At 43.5% G+C, this 17116-nt stretch carries 12 protein-coding genes; 6 read left to right on the top strand and 6 right to left on the bottom strand.

Features of this window, described 5'->3' with window-relative positions:
- Both EZV76_RS12540 and EZV76_RS12535 read right to left on the bottom strand, forming a co-directional pair.
- Positions 1-915 (bottom strand): patatin-like phospholipase family protein, encoded by a 915-nt coding sequence (locus EZV76_RS12540; RefSeq protein WP_136566910.1) that lies wholly within the window; start codon positions 913-915, stop codon positions 1-3.
- Positions 912-3002, bottom strand: coding sequence for a M1 family metallopeptidase (locus tag EZV76_RS12535; protein ID WP_136566909.1), 2091 nt, complete (start codon positions 3000-3002; stop codon positions 912-914). Before EZV76_RS12535 ends, EZV76_RS12540 begins: the two co-directional genes overlap by 4 nt.
- Before the next feature lie 46 nt (positions 3003-3048).
- Here EZV76_RS12535 and recG point away from each other — a divergent pair, with 46 nt between their 5' ends.
- A complete protein-coding gene (gene recG, locus EZV76_RS12530) occupies positions 3049-5154 on the top strand; it encodes an ATP-dependent DNA helicase RecG (RefSeq protein WP_136566908.1) in 2106 nt (701 codons plus the stop codon).
- Positions 5155-5199: 45 nt separating this feature from the next.
- Here recG and EZV76_RS12525 read toward each other — a convergent pair whose 3' ends face one another.
- Positions 5200-6312 carry a DUF2911 domain-containing protein gene (locus tag EZV76_RS12525; RefSeq protein WP_136566907.1) on the bottom strand — a complete coding sequence of 371 codons (1113 nt, stop codon included), beginning with the start codon at positions 6310-6312 and terminating at the stop codon, positions 5200-5202.
- A 312-nt stretch (positions 6313-6624) separates the two neighbouring features.
- On the opposite strand from EZV76_RS12525, the gene leuC reads away from it, so the two are divergent.
- The 5 genes from leuC (at position 6625) to EZV76_RS12500 (ending at position 12311) form a co-directional block, all read left to right on the top strand.
- On the top strand, positions 6625-8034 hold the full coding sequence (gene leuC, locus EZV76_RS12520) for a 3-isopropylmalate dehydratase large subunit (protein WP_136566906.1): 1410 nt from the start codon (positions 6625-6627) through the stop codon (positions 8032-8034).
- Positions 8035-8136: 102 nt separating this feature from the next.
- Positions 8137-8733, top strand: a complete 597-nt coding sequence (gene leuD, locus EZV76_RS12515; protein ID WP_136566905.1) for a 3-isopropylmalate dehydratase small subunit — start codon at positions 8137-8139, stop codon at positions 8731-8733.
- A 29-nt stretch (positions 8734-8762) separates the two neighbouring features.
- Positions 8763-10280, top strand: a complete 1518-nt coding sequence (locus tag EZV76_RS12510; protein WP_136566904.1) for a hydroxymethylglutaryl-CoA lyase-like TIM-barrel protein — start codon at positions 8763-8765, stop codon at positions 10278-10280.
- A 35-nt stretch (positions 10281-10315) separates the two neighbouring features.
- On the top strand, positions 10316-11371 hold the full coding sequence (leuB, locus tag EZV76_RS12505; protein WP_136566903.1) for a 3-isopropylmalate dehydrogenase: 1056 nt from the start codon (positions 10316-10318) through the stop codon (positions 11369-11371).
- 181 nt (positions 11372-11552) lie between these two features.
- Entirely contained in the window at positions 11553-12311 is a 759-nt protein-coding gene (locus EZV76_RS12500) for a methyltransferase family protein (protein ID WP_136566902.1), read from the top strand.
- Positions 12312-12601: 290 nt separating this feature from the next.
- Here the strand turns inward: EZV76_RS12500 and EZV76_RS12495 are convergent, their stop codons facing one another.
- The 3 genes from EZV76_RS12495 to ilvC form a co-directional block, all read right to left on the bottom strand.
- Positions 12602-14194, bottom strand: a complete 1593-nt coding sequence (locus EZV76_RS12495) for an NADP-dependent glyceraldehyde-3-phosphate dehydrogenase (RefSeq protein ID WP_136566901.1) — start codon at positions 14192-14194, stop codon at positions 12602-12604.
- A gap of 158 nt (positions 14195-14352) precedes the next feature.
- The gene (gene ilvA / locus EZV76_RS12490; RefSeq protein WP_136566900.1) at positions 14353-15618 is read right to left on the bottom strand and encodes a threonine ammonia-lyase IlvA; all 1266 of its coding nucleotides are present in this window, start codon (positions 15616-15618) and stop codon (positions 14353-14355) included.
- 16 nt (positions 15619-15634) lie between these two features.
- Entirely contained in the window at positions 15635-17110 is a 1476-nt protein-coding gene (gene ilvC / locus EZV76_RS12485) for a ketol-acid reductoisomerase (protein WP_136566899.1), read from the bottom strand.
- Positions 17111-17116 lie beyond the last annotated feature (6 nt).

Below are 17116 nucleotides of genomic sequence, written 5' to 3'. Positions count from 1 at the left end.
CTATTCCTGAAGTTCGGGATTGATTGGACTTGTCTCTTCGTTTTTGTTCTTGGCATACAGATACCCTCTTTTCCACCACAAGGTCATTCGTTCTTTGTTGAAGATGAGCGAATTGGTCGTTAGAACCGTAGGCGTGTAATAAAAGTTGATGATGGCATCCCGCTGATTGGCCACGAGTTTCCCTATCCGTATATTTTGATTTTCTATCCTATCCAACATAAAACCGAAGATAGTGGTAATCAAGTCAAAAGGATTTTTGGAAGACATCCGGTTCAGATAGTTCACCTCAGTATGCAAGACCACTACATCAACTTCAGTTGCGCCACGACTTAGTGCTTCCTCTATGGGGACCAAACTGCCCAGCCCCCCGTCGGCATATTCGCAGCCATCTTTTTTCACCAAGCTCATAAATGGTGTGTAATTGGATGAAATCCAGATCCAATCGCAAAACTCATCATAGGTACACTCGTTGATAGATTTGTATTCTACCTGGTTCAGGGACAAATTGGAAACCGTGACCACAACATCCATATCGCCTTCCTTCAATTCTTCGAACTCCTCCTTGGTTATGGACTCCCTAATCAATTTCCTTAGGTTTTCACTTTCCCCAAACGTTTTCTTTCCCCTGATAAAATTTTTCACCACATTCCAGTGGTTGATGGCAATAATCTCTACGCCATGCTTTTTTTTGATAAGGAAAGGACAATTGTTAAATATGCTATCTTGATCAACGGACGAATAGATTTCCTTGATTTTATCGAGCTTGTTGAGTGCCAAATGGGAAATCAGTAGGCTTCCCGTGGATGTACCCACAAAAATATCGTACTTGTGCTGGGCTTCTTGAATCAAAAACTGCGCAACACCGCCTGCAAAGGCCCCTTTGCTGCCTCCTCCCGAAATGACCAATGCCCTCATTTGCCCAAAGTTTTATCCAAATATTGCTGTTCTTCTTGGTTTAACAAAGGATAAAGTGCTTTTAATCTTGCCATGCTGCCCTCACTTTTCAAAAACTCCTTCAACATGTTCCGAGACGATTTTTTAAAGTGCCATACGTGATGCCCACACGCCTCAATCAAGTTCCGCAACGTTTCATCGTTTAATCCCCCTATGCTTTTCAAATATTGAAAAGCCAACAACCTAACCTCAAAATGATAGTTGGAATTTGTATATGAACCCAATTCCTTGAAAAAGGAAGGTTTTGAATCCATTCGATATTCTGGGGTCACCAAGGCCAGTGTCAACCAAAGCAAACGAATATTTTTGTTTGGAAATCCAATAATGCCATCGACTTTGTCCAGATATTTTGCTTGCTCTTCCGGAAAATCTGTCCAAAGTCTATATAAAGCAGGCTCCAAGGTCGCATAGCTCTTATCGTTAAGCAAGGTCTCAAAATCCTTTTGCAACGCTGCATCTACATTGGACAAAGTAAGTGCCACTGCTTGGCGAACTTTTGTGTCCTCCGTCTGCAAGATTTTTGAAATGAAACTGGTAGGCAATTCAACCCCATAATCCAAAATCAAACGATATTTTAACTGGCTGGATCGTAAAGTGGTCCAATGGTCCGTTAAGATTGCGGCAGCTTCAGCCTTAGATTCCCCAATACTATCCTTGATTTTAAAATAGGTTTTAATGGATGGGCTTTTTTCCATTAAAAAGGTCTTTATTTGATCAAATGGAAAGTCAGAATCTTGCAACCACGTATTCTCAAAATCGGCAAGATTCATTCCAGAAGCTTTTTCCATTTCCCACATAAAATCGGGTATGGTCACATTTTGAAAAGCATATTTGGTCAAATAATTCTTTATCCCTTGTCTAAAACTGGCATGCCCTACCCTGTCTTGAAGCATGACCAATGCCCAGGCTCCTTTTTCATAAAAGGTAAGGCTCCCTGCCCCGGAGTTGATAAGTTCCTCTCCACTGCCATCTTGCGAAAAACGTTCCAAGGCCTCTGCGGTTCCCAACAAATGCCAGTAAAAATATTCTTCTCCAAAAATGTCCTTTTCCGCCAAGTACGCATAGAATGTAGCAAATCCCTCATGCAACCAATGATGACTTCCGCTCTCCTCGGTCACCAAGTTTCCAAACCATTGATGGGCAAGTTCATGCGCATTTACATTGACGTAGTTTTTGTCCACAAAAGCCGTGGAATCGATTACATATTGGTTGGAAAAAATGGTACAGGTGGTGTTTTCCATGCCTGCATACAAAAAATCCTGAACGGGCACCTGTTTGTAATTCTGCCATGGATAAGGAACACCGATCTCCTTCTCCAAAAAATCAAAAATGTGTTGGGTATACCGATACGTGGGTTCAGCTTTTAGGCTGTCCTTGGGTTCATAATACAGCTCAATGGGCACTCCAGAAGAAGATTTGAGCTCTTTTTTATCGAAATCCCCAATGGCAAATCCTACAAGATAACTGCTCATAGGTTTTGTCATATCAAACTGCCATAGAAAAGCTTTTGAGTCTGGATGTGTGTCTTTCTTTTTCAGTTTTCCATTGGCGATGACCTGATAGTCTTCCTTCAAAATAATGTCCAAGTCAAACTCTACCTTCTCCATCATGTCATCAAAACTGGGTAACCAATGACTGGTATATTTACCTTGGCCTTGAGTCCAAACTTGGTCATTGCCAGGAATGTCATCATCCCAACCCAAAAAATATACTGTCTGTTTAGGTTGTGTCGCATATTGGATAAACAGCTTATTCTTTGCTGAAGGTTTTAATTTCTTATGGATTATTAACTTCTTTGTATTGTACAAATAGTCAACTTCTTTTCCGTTCAACTCTACTTTAAAGATTTTCATGTTTTGAGCATCAAGAAAAAAAGTGTCTAGTTGTGAAATGACATTAAATGAATATTCTACCGATCCTTTTATTTTCAAACTATCAACATCCACATAAATACCAGAATTGGCATGGGTAAAATCCACCTTGTCCTGAACCTGGGCGTTCAGCAATTGCACAAATAGGAAAAAAATAAGAGTCGGGCTCAGCTTCATGCCATCATCGTATCAAAAGTCCTTCCAAATTACATATTTTAGTTTGATGAATCCCAATTTTCTGCAAACTCCCATTCCCTATTTAAAAGGTGTTGGCCCCAACCGGGCGGATACCCTCAAGGCAGAACTGGGCATTGAAACCTATCGAGACCTGCTCCATCTATTCCCCAATCGGTATTTGGACAGGACCCAGTATTACAAAATTGCCCAATTGCAGCCCAGCGGAGCCGATGTCCAAATTGTTGGAAAAATCATCCATCTAAAAACGGTTGAACAGAAACGGGGAAAACGCTTGGTGGCCACTTTTGTTGATGAAACCGGACAAATGGAACTGGTCTGGTTCCGCGGCCACAAATGGATAAGGGAAAATCTGAAAATCAATGAACCTTACGTGGTTTTTGGAAAGGTTTCACGATATGGTAGTGCCTTTTCAATGCCCCACCCCGATATGGAGCTCCTGTCCGAACATCAACAAGGGGTAAAAATTGCCATGCAGCCCATTTACCCTTCCACCGAAAAGCTTGTGGCTAAGGGTATTACCAATCGGGTTATAGGGAAAATGATACAGCAATTGTTTTTGGAATCAAAAGCACAGTTCCCTGAGTCATTATCCAATACTATTCGGGAAGAATTACAACTCATTTCAAAAAGCGAAGCACTTTTCAACATTCACTTCCCAAAAAACCAAAACTTACTGGCCAGGGCGCAGTTTCGGTTAAAGTTTGAAGAGTTGTTTTTTGTGCAAATGCAGCTCATCTCCAAAAAAATGCTTCGCAAACAGAAAATCAAAGGGATGCCGTTTGAGGCTGTAGGCGAAAAGTTCACCGAATTCTTTGAGAGTCACTTACCCTTTGACCTTACAGAAGCCCAAAAACGGGTAGTCAAGGAAATCCGAAACGATTTGGGCAGCAACGCACAAATGAATCGTCTCCTACAAGGTGATGTAGGTTCGGGAAAAACCATAGTTGCACTGATGTGCATGTTGTTGGCCATAGACAATGGTTTCCAGACCTGCTTAATGGCCCCAACTGAAATTTTGGTCACACAACATTACAACGGACTCAAGGAGCTTTTGCAGAATATGGACGTGAAAATTGCCCTATTGACGGGTTCCACCAAAAGATCGGAACGGACCTTACTACACAATCAACTGGAAAACGGCAATTTGAATATTTTAGTGGGCACCCATGCGGTTTTGGAAGACAAAGTGCAGTTTAAAAACCTTGGCTTGGCCATTGTGGACGAGCAACATAGGTTTGGCGTGGCACAGCGATCTAAACTTTGGCACAAAAACCAAACTCCGCCCCATATATTGGTAATGACTGCCACTCCAATCCCTAGAACTTTGGCCATGAGTTTATATGGAGACTTGGATGTTTCGGTTATAGATGAATTGCCACCAGGCCGAAAACCCATTAAAACTGTACACCGTTTTGACAGTAACCGATTGAAGGTTTTTCGCTTCATCAAAGATGAAATTAAGAAAGGGCGGCAAATCTATGTCGTATATCCCCTAATCCAAGAGTCTGAAGCACTTGATTACAAGGACTTGATGGATGGTTACGAAAGCATTGTCCGGGATTTTCCGCAACCACAATACCAAATATCCATTGTCCATGGAAAAATGAAGCCCGCCGACAAGGATTATGAAATGGAACGTTTTGTAAAGGGCGAAACCCAAATTATGGTGGCTACTACGGTGATTGAAGTTGGGGTGAATGTTCCCAATGCATCGGTAATGATCATAGAGAGTGCAGAACGTTTTGGGCTCTCCCAACTGCACCAGCTCCGCGGGCGTGTGGGTCGTGGTGCGGAGCAAAGTTTTTGTATCCTGATGACGGGGCACAAACTTTCTGAAGATTCCAAAACCCGGCTACAGACCATGGTGCGTACCAATGATGGTTTTGAAATTGCCGAAGTAGACCTCAAACTCCGTGGCCCGGGGGATTTAATGGGCACCCAGCAAAGCGGCATGCTCAATCTTAAGATTGCCGATATTGTCAAGGACAACCAAATCTTGAAAACGGCACGCTACCACGCCGTTCAATTACTAAAGGAAGATCCCAGGTTGGAAAAGGAAGAAAACAAGCCCATACTTATCGCCTATTCCAAAATGATGCAGAACAAGACGATTTGGAATTATATCAGCTAAAAAAAGCCCGATCAATGCCGGGCTTTATCTTTTATCAACTGATTATTAATTGATATCCGTACCTTCCTGCAATCTGGTTATATTGGCGGCTATGGCATCCTTGTTCAATTGGTCTGGGGCACGACCTTCGGCCACTTTAAGGTGTTTAAGGGCGTTCTTATAATCCCCTACCGCAGAATAGCCTCTGGCCAATCCGTAATCCACTGGCCAGGTACCCTTATGATTTTTTGCATTCCACTGGAACACCGCTAGGGCTTCATCTTTTTTCCCTTGTGCGATCAGTTGCCGTCCGTAACCGTGAATTTCAAATACCGTACCCAGTGGCATGGCTTCATCCATTACCGCTTTAGCCTCTGCAGCTTTCCCCTGTCGCTCCAAAATTTGGGATTTAATGCTCAAGTTGTTAAAATTCTTTTCACTAAAAAACTGTCCCTCAATGGCAGCATTTGCCCAACTTAGGGCCTCATCCAAATCACCTCCATTGTTAAGGGCATAATTAGCGGCCTGTTCCCAACTTTGCCTATTGAATCCCGGGCTTGTCTGCAATTGCTGGCGGATTTCTGCCAATATGTTTTGGGTAACATCGGTTTCAACCTTAAATGGAATTTTCTTTTTCTCCCAACTTAATGAAGCTACCGCAGAGTTGGCATCCACTTGGTCAAAACCAAAGGTAAGTTGCTCCACATGGGAAACCTCTTGGGTTTCAACATCAACGCGAAGGGCATCTTCTGCAGGATCATAAAAGTAACTGCCCCAAGCCCCATAATTCTTCGAAAAAATAACCGTTGCGGTATTGTCTTCATTTACAATCATGTGCATTCCGTACTTACCCGCTGGAAGGTTTTTCCCGCCAATGGTAAGGTCGTGAGTGGTCTTAAAAATGGTGTTCTCGTTGGCTCCTGCCCGCCATGGGGATTCCGCCGCTGTCCCAAATCCAAGATTGTTCATCCCATACGGGACCAATGCTCCCCAGACTTCCCTCTCATTTACGCTAGGTCGGGAGTAAACGATGGTGACATCCGTATTTCCTATCCGTTGGGAAACTTTTGCCATTTGACTTCCCCGTGGTAAAAAGTCCAATTGCGCAAAAGCGGTACTGGACATAAGAAATACGGTCATTAGAATTGTGGCCGAAAAGGCCGAGTAAAATTTTCTCATGGTTCGTTTTTTTGATGTAGTTAATGAATAAACTTTCAAGTTGATGTCCTAAAGTATGCAGCTTCAGGCTTGGATAGCGTTACAACAATGTTAAATAATACTGGAACATGTTAAATAACAATCATTTACCTTGTGCACTTTAAAGTTGAAGGATTCCCTTAAGTGATATTTGAAAATACTACGCCCGCTTTTGTTAACATTCGATGTTTTCTACAAAAATTGGAGTTGAACATCGTAATTTTAAACACAAAAAGCTAGCAAGTTTTTATTCGTACCTTAAATTTGTTGGCTTACCAATTATTGAATGCAACGATGAGTAAAACACTATTTGATAAAGTTTGGGATTCCCATGTGGTCCAGCATATTGAGAATGGTCCAGATGTCCTTTTTATTGACAGGCATTTGGTGCATGAAGTAACAAGTCCCGTAGCTTTTTTGGGATTGAAGAATAGAGGCATCAAAGTACTGTACCCTGAACGTACATTTGCTACGGCAGATCACAACACCCCTACCCGAAACCAACATTTGCCTGTTAAGGACAAACTATCGGCCAATCAACTAAAAGCATTGGAAGAAAATTCCAAGGCCCATAACATCCCATATTGGGGTCTTGGACATAAGAAAAATGGGATTGTGCACGTCATTGGGCCAGAAAATGGGATTACGGTTCCTGGAGCAACCATAGTTTGTGGGGATTCACACACTTCTACCCACGGTGCATTTGGAGCAATTGCCTTCGGAATTGGAACCAGCGAAGTGGAAATGGTCCTTTCCACCCAATGCATTATGCAGCCCAAACCCAAACGAATGCGCATCAATGTGGACGGAGCCTTGAGCAAGGCCGTTACCCCAAAAGATGTGGCTTTGTTTATCATCTCCCAATTGACTACTTCCGGTGCAACCGGATATTTTGTGGAATATGCCGGGGAAGTGTTCAGGAACATGTCCATGGAAGGTAGAATGACCGTTTGCAACTTGAGTATTGAAATGGGCGCCCGTGGTGGGATGATTGCTCCTGACGATAAGACTTTTGAATACATTAAAGGTCGCGAATACACTCCAAAAGGCCAGGATTGGGATACTGCAATGGAATATTGGAAAACTTTATATTCCGATGAAGATGCTGTTTTTGACAAGGAACTTTCCTTCAATGCCAGCGATATAGAACCAATGATCACCTACGGAACCAATCCAGGAATGGGTATGGGTATCCAAAAGTACATTCCGCTTGCAGAAGCCGTTGAAGGCGGTGTGGCCACCTATAAAAAATCCTTGGAATATATGGATTTCAACGAAGGTGAAGCCATGATCGGAAAACCTATTGATTTTGTTTTCTTGGGAAGCTGTACCAATGGTAGGATTGAGGACTTTAGAGCCTTTGCCTCCATCATTAAAGGGAGAAAAAAAGCAGACCATGTGACCGCATGGTTGGTTCCCGGTTCCCACCAAGTGGAAGCAGCCATTAAGGAAGAAGGTATTTTGGACGTTCTTCAAGAAGCTGGTTTTGAGCTTCGTGAACCCGGATGTTCCGCCTGTTTGGCCATGAACGATGATAAGATTCCCGCTGGAAAATATGCCGTGAGCACCTCCAACCGAAACTTTGAAGGAAGACAAGGTCCCGGAGCACGTACCCTATTGGCAAGTCCTCTGGTTGCTGCCGCAGCGGCTGTTACCGGTAAGGTCACTGACCCACGGGAACTCATGGAAGAAGCGTTCGCATAACAATAAACAATGTACAATTGACAATAAACAATGAACCATTATCAATATACCCTGGAGCAATCCATTGTTAATTGAACATTGATAACTGAAAATTAAAAAAACATGGCATACGATAAATTCAACATATTAAAAAGTTCGGCGGTACCCATGCCCATTGAAAACGTGGATACTGACCAAATCATCCCAGCCCGATTCCTTAAAGCCACGGAACGTAAAGGTTTTGGGGACAATTTGTTCCGCGACTGGAGGTACAACTCCGATGACACCCCAAAAGAGCATTTTGTGCTGAACAACCCCATCTACAGTGGAAAAATACTGGTAGGTGGAAAAAACTTTGGTTCCGGGTCATCCCGGGAACATGCCGCTTGGGCTGTATACGATTACGGATTCCGTTGTGTGGTTTCCAGTTTCTTTGCTGATATTTTTAGGAATAACTGCTTGAACATTGGGGTTTTGCCCGTGCAGGTAAGCCCAGAATTTTTGGACAAGATTTTTACGGCCATTGAATCCAATCCCAATACAGAGTTGGAAGTAAACCTTCCTGAACAAAAAATCACCATTTTAGAAACTGGTGAAAGCGAAAGCTTTGACATCAACGGATATAAAAAACAAAATATGCTCAACGGTTTTGATGATATTGACTACTTGTTGAACATCAAAAATGATATCGAGGAATTTGCCGAAAAAACTCCTTTGTAGGCAGCAAAAAACCCGTCAGTAACGTAAAAATGAAGGCACGCACCGTTGAAATCATGGACACCACCCTTAGGGATGGTGAACAAACCTCTGGGGTTTCGTTTTCAGTCTCCGAGAAGCTCACATTGGCAAAGTTGCTATTGGAAGAACTTCGGGTAGACCGCATCGAAGTTGCATCCGCACGTGTTTCTGAAGGAGAGCTTAAGGCAGTACAGAACATCACGGAATGGGCCGCTACCGAAGGTTATATTTCAAAAGTGGAGGTGCTTACCTTTGTGGACAATGGTGTATCCTTGGATTGGATGGTAAAAGCTGGTGCCAAGGTGCAAAACTTGCTAACCAAGGGGTCACTGAATCATCTTACCCATCAACTCAAGAAAACACCCGAGCAACATTTTTCAGAAATTGCCGCTGTAATCCAAAAAGCTCAGGAACTGGGCATTGAAACCAATGTTTATCTTGAAGATTGGAGCAATGGTATGCGAAATTCCAAAGAGTATGTTTACCAATTTTTGGATTTTCTTACCGCCCAACCTGTAAAACGAATTTTGTTGCCCGATACCTTAGGGGTATTGACGCATGGTGAGACAGGCCTATTTTTCAAAGAGATCATTGAAAAATATCCAAACTCACATTTCGATTTTCATGGGCATAATGATTACGACCTCAGCGTGGCCAATGTCATGGAAGCCCTTAAGGCAGGTGCCCGCGGGCTACACCTTACCGTAAATGGTATGGGGGAACGGGCCGGTAATGCCCCCTTGGCCAGCGTAGTGGCCGTTATCAATGACTTTATGCCCGAAATTTCCATCGGGGTCAAGGAATCCTCGCTGTACAAAGTGAGTAAATTGGTGTCGGCATTTACTGGATTTGGCATCCCGGACAACAAGCCAATTGTGGGGGACAATGTATTCACTCAAACTGCTGGTATACATGCAGATGGCGATAGCAAAAAGAACCTTTACTTTAATGATTTATTACCAGAGCGCTTTGGTAGAAAGCGGAAATATGCCCTAGGCAAAACATCAGGCAAGGCCAACATCCAAAAGAACCTTCAGGAACTGGGACTCACCTTGAACGACGAGGAGCTCAAAAAAGTCACCGAGCGCATCATAGAACTGGGCGATAAAAAGGAAAGGGTCACCAAGGATGACCTTCCCTATATCATTTCCGATGTGTTGGACAGCGATCTCCATCAACAAAAGGTGTTTGTAAAGTCCTATGTGCTCACCCACTCCAAAGGACTGAAGCCCTCCACTACCCTTTCCATCGAAATTGAAGGAAAGAGTTATGAGGAAAATGCACAGGGAGATGGACAGTTCGATGCATTTATCAACGCCCTGAAAAAAGTATACAAAAAAGAAGGCAGAGAACTGCCCAAGCTGGTGGACTATGCCGTTAGAATCCCCCCAGGGAGTAATTCGGATGCCCTTTGCGAGACCATCATCACCTGGCAGACCAAGGAGAATGAATTCACTACACGTGGATTGGACTCCGACCAGACCGTATCGGCCATAAAGGCCACAGAAAAAATGCTCAACCTAGTATAGATAATTGTGTTTATTGAAAACTGATAATTAAAGAAATGAAATTAAACATAGCCCTATTGGCCGGGGATGGAATCGGCCCCGAAGTAATAGACCAAGCCGTAAAAGTATCCAATGCCGTAGCAAAAAAATTCGGACATGAAATCAATTGGACGCCTGCCCTTACCGGTGCAGCCGCCATTGATGCCGTAGGAGAGCCCTATCCGGACGAAACCCATGAGGTGTGTGCCAATGCCGATGCCGTACTTTTTGGAGCCATAGGCCACCCCCGCTTTGACAACGACCCATCAGCCAAGGTACGTCCTGAGCAAGGCTTATTGAAAATGCGCCAAAAATTGGGTCTTTTTGCCAATGTACGTCCTACTTTCACTTTCCCGTCTTTGATTGACAAATCCCCATTGAAAAGAGAACGTATCGAGGGCACCGACCTTATCATTCTTAGAGAGCTTACAGGAGGAGTTTATTTTGGTGAGAGAGGAAGAAAGGACAACGGGAACACTGCCTTTGACACCATGACCTATCAACGGTTTGAGATAGAGCGATTAGCCCGTAAAGGTTTTGAAATGGCCCTAAAACGCTCCAAAAAACTTTGCTGTGTGGATAAGGCCAATGTTTTGGAATCCTCTAGATTATGGCGCGAAACAGTACAGAACATGGAAAAGGAGTATCCAGAAGTGGAAGTGTCCTACGAATTTGTAGATGCAGTCGCCATGCGTTTGGTACAATGGCCCAAAGCCTACGATGTTATAATCACCGCCAACCTCTTTGGGGATATCCTAACCGATGAAGCTTCGGTAATTTCTGGTTCCATGGGGTTAATGCCTTCCTCCTCGGTAGGCAGCAAAGTATCGCTTTACGAACCTATTCATGGTTCATATCCACAGGCGGCAGGCAAGAATATTGCCAACCCACTGGCAACCGTGCTTTCGGCGGCCATGTTATTTGAAGACCTTGACCTAATTGATGAAGCTGAGGTAATTCGTGCTGTTGTCAACAAGTCATTGGCTGAAGGCATAGTAACCGAAGATTTGGCCGAAGGCGGTAAATCTTACGGTACCAGTGATGTCGGGGACTGGTTGGCTTCCAATATTTAATCAAACCACAAAAATCAACTTAAAGAGCCCCATTTTGGGGCTTTTTTTATGAGACAAAAGAAGTCTCTTCAACTCAAAACCCCACTACGTCAACCCAAAACCCGTATCCGTCAATTGACCTTCTTTTTTTGTGATAAGCCATGATAGCTTTGGTGCCCAACAAAATCTCAAAAATAATAAGATGGCACTACAAGAGGAATTTGAACAACAGGGCATTTGGTTATTTCGACACCGAAGTTTTTTGCCCATAATTATTATTGTCATTGGGGCAGGCTTATACATCAATACTGAAATACACCCCGAAACATTTTTCCTTAAAGGCACCCCATACGAATTCTACTATGGCCTCTTTTGTTTGGTCGTAGGAATTCTGGGGCAATTCATTAGGGTCATCACCATTGGCTATGTTCCCAAGAACACATCAGGCCGTAATGTAAAGGGTCAAGTGGCCGATACATTAAACACAACTGGTATTTATTCCATAGTGCGTCACCCACTCTACTTGGGCAACTTCTTTATGTGGTTGGGCCCAGCCCTATTGACCGGGAATTTTTGGTTTATCATGGCGTTCTGTTTCCTTTTCTGGGTATATTATGAGCGTATCATGTTCGCCGAAGAGCAATTTTTACGCAAGAAGTTTGGGATGACCTATCTACATTGGTCCGAAAGGGTTCCAGCCTTTATACCCGATTTTAAAAATTATAGACACCCCATCATGACCTTCAATTGGAAAAAAGTCTTGAAGCAGGAGAAAAATGGTCTCTTTAATCTCTTTGTCATCTTTTTTGTTTTTGATGTGATTGGAGAGCTCATTATAGGGGGCACCAACTTCAATCTTATCTTTTTGGGAGGTTTTATCGTTTCAGGAGTCAGTTTTATAGTTTTGACCTTCTTAAAACGACGAACTACCGTCTTGCAAGTTGAAAATAGGTTGCGGTAAGGACTCTTTATTTCTATTTACATATAGCAGCCTTTCTATCATAATAATTATGAATATCAATACACTAATTATGCAAAGCCACACTTGTCTATTTATGAAATAAGTAGTCTGCATTGATTAAAAAAGCCTTGGAGAGATGCCAAGGCTTTTTTTTACACCAAAGCAATACTAGAGATTTCTCGTTGTCCCGATAACCATCGGGACTCACTCGAAATGACATCGAAGCGTTCCTGTCATTTCGAACTGTCATCCTGAGCTCAGTCGAAGAAGTATGTGAGAAATCTGTTCTGCTATAAAATATAATCCGTGCTCAAAAAATTGCTCACCTTAGCTTCCAATAACTGTTCAATGGTCTCATTGTTGAGGTCGTTGTCCTTAAAGGCTACAAAAGTCCGTATGGAGAACGAACGCAGGGCATCATGTACACTCAAGGTGGACTGGGCTGAATCCTTTCGCCCCGTAAACGGGTACACATCCGGGCCACGCTGGCAGGAGCTGTTCAAATTCACCCGGCAAACGAGGTTTGCCAAGGAATCAATAAGCGGTGAAAGTGTATACACATCCTTCCCGAACAAACTCACCTGCTGACCATAGTTGCTTTCAGCCATATCATCCAAAGGTTCCTCAATGTCCTTGAACGAAACAACGGGAATTATGGGTCCAAACTGCTCTTCTTCATACACCCGCATATCCTTGGAAACCGGATATAACACTGCTGGCCAGATGTAGTTATCAAAATGTTTTCCTCCTTTTTTGTTCATCACCTTGGCCCCTTTTGTTTTGGCATCATCCAACAGTTCTTGGATATAGGCAGGCTTACCGGGCTCTGGGAGCGGGGTAAGGTTCACTCCCTCATCCCACGGGTTTCCAAACTTAAGAGCATCGACTTTTTCTGAGAAACGCTTTAGGAACTCTTCCTTGATATCCTCGTGCACATAGACCACTTTGAGCGCCGTACAACGTTGTCCATTAAAGGACAGCGTACCGGCAATACATTCATTGATAGTGAGGTCCAAATCGGCATCGGGCAATACAATGGCTGGGTTCTTGGCTTCCAAGCCCAACACCAAGCGCAATCTGTTGCTCTTGGGGTGCTGTTCTTGTAATGCATTGGCCGATTTACTATTGCCTATAAGGGCCAAGACGTCTATTTTGCCTGTTTTCATAATGGGGGCCGCCACGGCCCTCCCTCTTCCGAAAAGAATATTTACCACGCCTTTAGGAAAACTACTCTTAAAAGCTTCCAAAAGGGGTGTAATCAACAAAACTCCATGTTTTGCAGGTTTAAATACAGTAGTGTTCCCCATAATGATGGCAGGAATCAACAATGCAAAAGTTTCGTTCAACGGGTAGTTATATGGTCCCAAACAGAGTACCACTCCCAGTGGCCCTCTACGAATATGGGCATAGACCCCATCATGCTTTTGAAACTTGGCGCTATCCCTATCCAACTGCTTATATTCCTCAATGGTATCATAAATATACTCTACGGTACGATCAAATTCCTTATAGGAATCTGGCAGCGACTTGCCAATCTCCCACATCAGTAATTTCACCACCTCATCGCGCTTTTGCTCCATTTTCTTCACAAAGGATTCCATGCATTCAATGCGGTCCTTCACTTTCATGGTGGGCCATACACCTTGCCCTTTGTCGTAAGCCGCCAATGCCGCATCCAAAGCCTCCATGGCCTCGGGCTCTCCCATATCGGGAATACTGCCCAAAGTGGTAGGGGCATAATCATTGGTGGAAGAAATTGTAGAAACCACAGGGGTTGTGCTGCCCTCCCATTTACGGAGTTCACCATTGACCAGGTAGGTTCCTTGGTGGATTTCTTGAGTAATTTGAAATGCTTCGGGTATTTTAGTTTTAGTTGCAGGCATAGGTTGTGATTATTGTTGTTAGTGTTCAAAAAAAGTCGCCCATTCATCACAAAGCTAACATAAAAATAGCTGTAAATCGGCTTGTTTTCAAAGGTTTCCCATCGAAAACGATAGAGTTTACACCAGTTTCAAAATAAGCTCAGAATTTGTTAAAAAGGTCACACCAGATACTGAAAAAGATCAGGCTTATTATTGAGATAATCCCCAAAGAAGTTGTTGGCCTTCATCCTCTTGATCAAAGGTTCCAGGTCTTCTGCCGATTTTAGTTCTATGCCCACCACTGCGGGGGCATTTTCCCTACTCGATTTCTTGGAGTATTCAAAATGAGTAATGTCATCGTTAGGCCCCAAGATGTCAGCAACAAATTCTTTGAGTGCTCCCGGACGTTGCGGAAACCTCACAATAAAATAGTGCTTTAAATTGGCGTACAACAAAGCACGCTCCTTAATTTCGGCGGTTCGGGTAATGTCGTTGTTGCTTCCACTGATAATGCAGACCACATTCTTGCCTTTGATTTCATCGGAAAAATCATCCAATGCGGCAATAGTCAATGCCCCTGCTGGTTCCACCACAATGGCATCCCGATTATACAAGTCCAATATAGCCTGACAGACTTTCCCTTCGGGAACAGTCGCCATTTTGTGAAGATGGTCTCTACAAATAGGAAAGGTCAATTGCCCCACTTTCTGAACAGCGGCCCCATCAATAAACTTGTCAATCTGTTGAAGCTCCACTAGTTTTCCATTATCGATGGATTCTTTCATGGAAGGGGCTCCTTGGGGCTCCACTCCAATAATCTTGGTACTTGGGGACAATGCATGAAAGGTGGCACAAAGTCCAGAGGCCAATCCCCCGCCCCCTACGGCAGCAAAAACATAGTCAACTGGAACATCGGTCTGCTGAAGCAATTCCAATCCCACAGTTGCTTGTCCTTCAATGATTTTTTCATCATCAAACGGGTGGACAAAGGTTTTTCCTTCCTCCTCGCAAAATAATTGGGCTGCTTTATTGGAATCATCAAAGGTATCTCCCTCCAAAACCACCTTTACCCAATCGCCGCCAAACATCATGGTCTGGTCTATTTTTTGTCTTGGGGTCACTACAGGCATGTAAATGGTTCCTTTTACCTGCAAATGACTACAAGCAAAGGCCACGCCCTGGGCATGGTTACCTGCGCTGGCGCAGACAACCCCTCTCTTTAATTCTTCTTTGGAAAGCGAACTGATTTTATTGTATGCACCTCGAATCTTGTAACTCCGAACGCGGTGCAGGTCTTCTCTTTTCAATAAAATATTGGCCCCATATTTTTTTGAATAACGGATGCTCTGTTGTAAAGGCGTAACCTCGGCCACCTGGCCAATCGTCTTTGCAGCTTGGTATATGTCCGCTATTTGAGGGAAATAGGCATCCACGGTCTTCTTCATGGGGCCAATATCTATATTATGCTATAGGCTTCATAGCCGTCATTGATGCACGCAAACGAGCTCCCACAACCTCTACGTCATGTTCGCGAATAGCTTTGTTCACTGCAATTAGCTTAACATTGTCCACACCGCTGTCTTTTCCTTCTCCAAAGTGTTTGCCAATAACGTCTGTTTCCACTTTTTTCATGAAATCGGTCAACAAAGGCTTACAAGCATGGTCAAACAAATAGCAACCATACTCAGCGGTATCGGAAATTACCCGGTTCATCTCGAACAATTTCTTTCTTGCTATGGTATTCGCAATCAATGGAGTTTCATGTAGAGACTCATAGTAAGCAGATTCCCCAATGATTCCAGATTCTGTCATGGTCTCATAGGCCAGTTCCACACCAGATTTTACGAAAGCAACCATTAACACCCCATTATCATAGTAGCCTTGCTCAGAAATGGCCACATCTCCTGCAGGTGTCTTTTCAAATGCAGTCTCTCCAGTTTCTGCTCTCCAATCCAATAGGTTTTTATCACCATTGTCCCAATCTTCCATCATGGTTTTAGAGAAATGACCACTCATGATGTCATCCATATGCTTTTGGAATAAAGGACGCATAATGTCCTTCAGCTCCTCTGCCAAATCAAAGGCTTTGATTTTGGCCGGGTTGGACAAACGGTCCATCATATTGGTAATCCCGCCTTGTTTCAACCCTTCAGTAATGGTTTCCCAACCGTATTGAATCAATTTGGATGCATATCCCGCATCAATGCCTTTTTCGATCATTTTATTGAACGAAAGGATAGATCCTGTCTGTAGCAATCCACAAAGAATGGTTTGCTCCCCCATCAAATCTGATTTTACCTCAGCCACAAAGGAAGATTCAAGCACACCAGCCTTATCACCACCGGTAGCAGCAGCATAGGCCTTGGCTTGTTCCAACCCTTTTCCTTCAGGGTCATTTTCTGGGTGAACGGCTATTAGCGTAGGAACACCAAAACCTCTCTTGTATTCTTCCCGTACTTCAGAACCAGGACTCTTAGGAGCAACCATGATAACAGTAATGTCTTCACGTACCTGCATTCCCTCCTCCACTATGTTAAATCCATGGGAATAGGAAAGTGTAGCGCCTTTCTTCATCAAGGGCATAACAGTGCTTACCACATTGGTATGTTGCTTGTCCGGAGTCAGGTTGATGACCAAATCTGCGGTAGGGATCAATTCCTCGTAGGTACCTACCGTGAAGTTATTCTCTGAAGCATTCTTAAAAGATTGTCTTTTCTCTTTGATGGCCGCTCCCCGCAGCGCATAGGAAATGTCCAATCCGGAATCTCTCATGTTCAACCCTTGGTTCAACCCTTGGGCCCCACAGCCCACAATTACAATTTTCTTACCTTTTAGAGCGGTAACACCATCAGCAAACTCGCTGGGGTCCATAAACCTGCATTTTCCCAATTGGGTCAATTGCTCGCGAAGTGATAGTGTGTTGAAGTAATTTGCCATTTTCTG

It is taken from the genome of Flagellimonas alvinocaridis (assembly GCF_004916895.1).
GTDB lineage: Bacteria > Bacteroidota > Bacteroidia > Flavobacteriales > Flavobacteriaceae > Flagellimonas > Flagellimonas alvinocaridis.
Note: the sequence above shows the minus strand (reverse complement) of the source record. Positions and strands in the feature narration are given on the sequence as shown.

Coding starts and splice junctions, on each gene's coding strand:
- EZV76_RS12540 (WP_136566910.1), bottom strand. CDS start 915: ATGAGGGCATTGGTCATTTCGGGAGGAGGCAGCAAAGGGGCCTTTGCA.
- EZV76_RS12535 (WP_136566909.1), bottom strand. CDS start 3,002: ATGAAGCTGAGCCCGACTCTTATTTTTTTCCTATTTGTGCAATTGCTG.
- recG (WP_136566908.1), top strand. CDS start 3,049: ATGAATCCCAATTTTCTGCAAACTCCCATTCCCTATTTAAAAGGTGTT.
- EZV76_RS12525 (WP_136566907.1), bottom strand. CDS start 6,312: ATGAGAAAATTTTACTCGGCCTTTTCGGCCACAATTCTAATGACCGTA.
- leuC (WP_136566906.1), top strand. CDS start 6,625: ATGAGTAAAACACTATTTGATAAAGTTTGGGATTCCCATGTGGTCCAG.
- leuD (WP_136566905.1), top strand. CDS start 8,137: ATGGCATACGATAAATTCAACATATTAAAAAGTTCGGCGGTACCCATG.
- EZV76_RS12510 (WP_136566904.1), top strand. CDS start 8,763: ATGAAGGCACGCACCGTTGAAATCATGGACACCACCCTTAGGGATGGT.
- leuB (WP_136566903.1), top strand. CDS start 10,316: ATGAAATTAAACATAGCCCTATTGGCCGGGGATGGAATCGGCCCCGAA.
- EZV76_RS12500 (WP_136566902.1), top strand. CDS start 11,553: ATGGCACTACAAGAGGAATTTGAACAACAGGGCATTTGGTTATTTCGA.
- EZV76_RS12495 (WP_136566901.1), bottom strand. CDS start 14,194: ATGCCTGCAACTAAAACTAAAATACCCGAAGCATTTCAAATTACTCAA.
- ilvA (WP_136566900.1), bottom strand. CDS start 15,618: ATGAAGAAGACCGTGGATGCCTATTTCCCTCAAATAGCGGACATATAC.
- ilvC (WP_136566899.1), bottom strand. CDS start 17,110: ATGGCAAATTACTTCAACACACTATCACTTCGCGAGCAATTGACCCAA.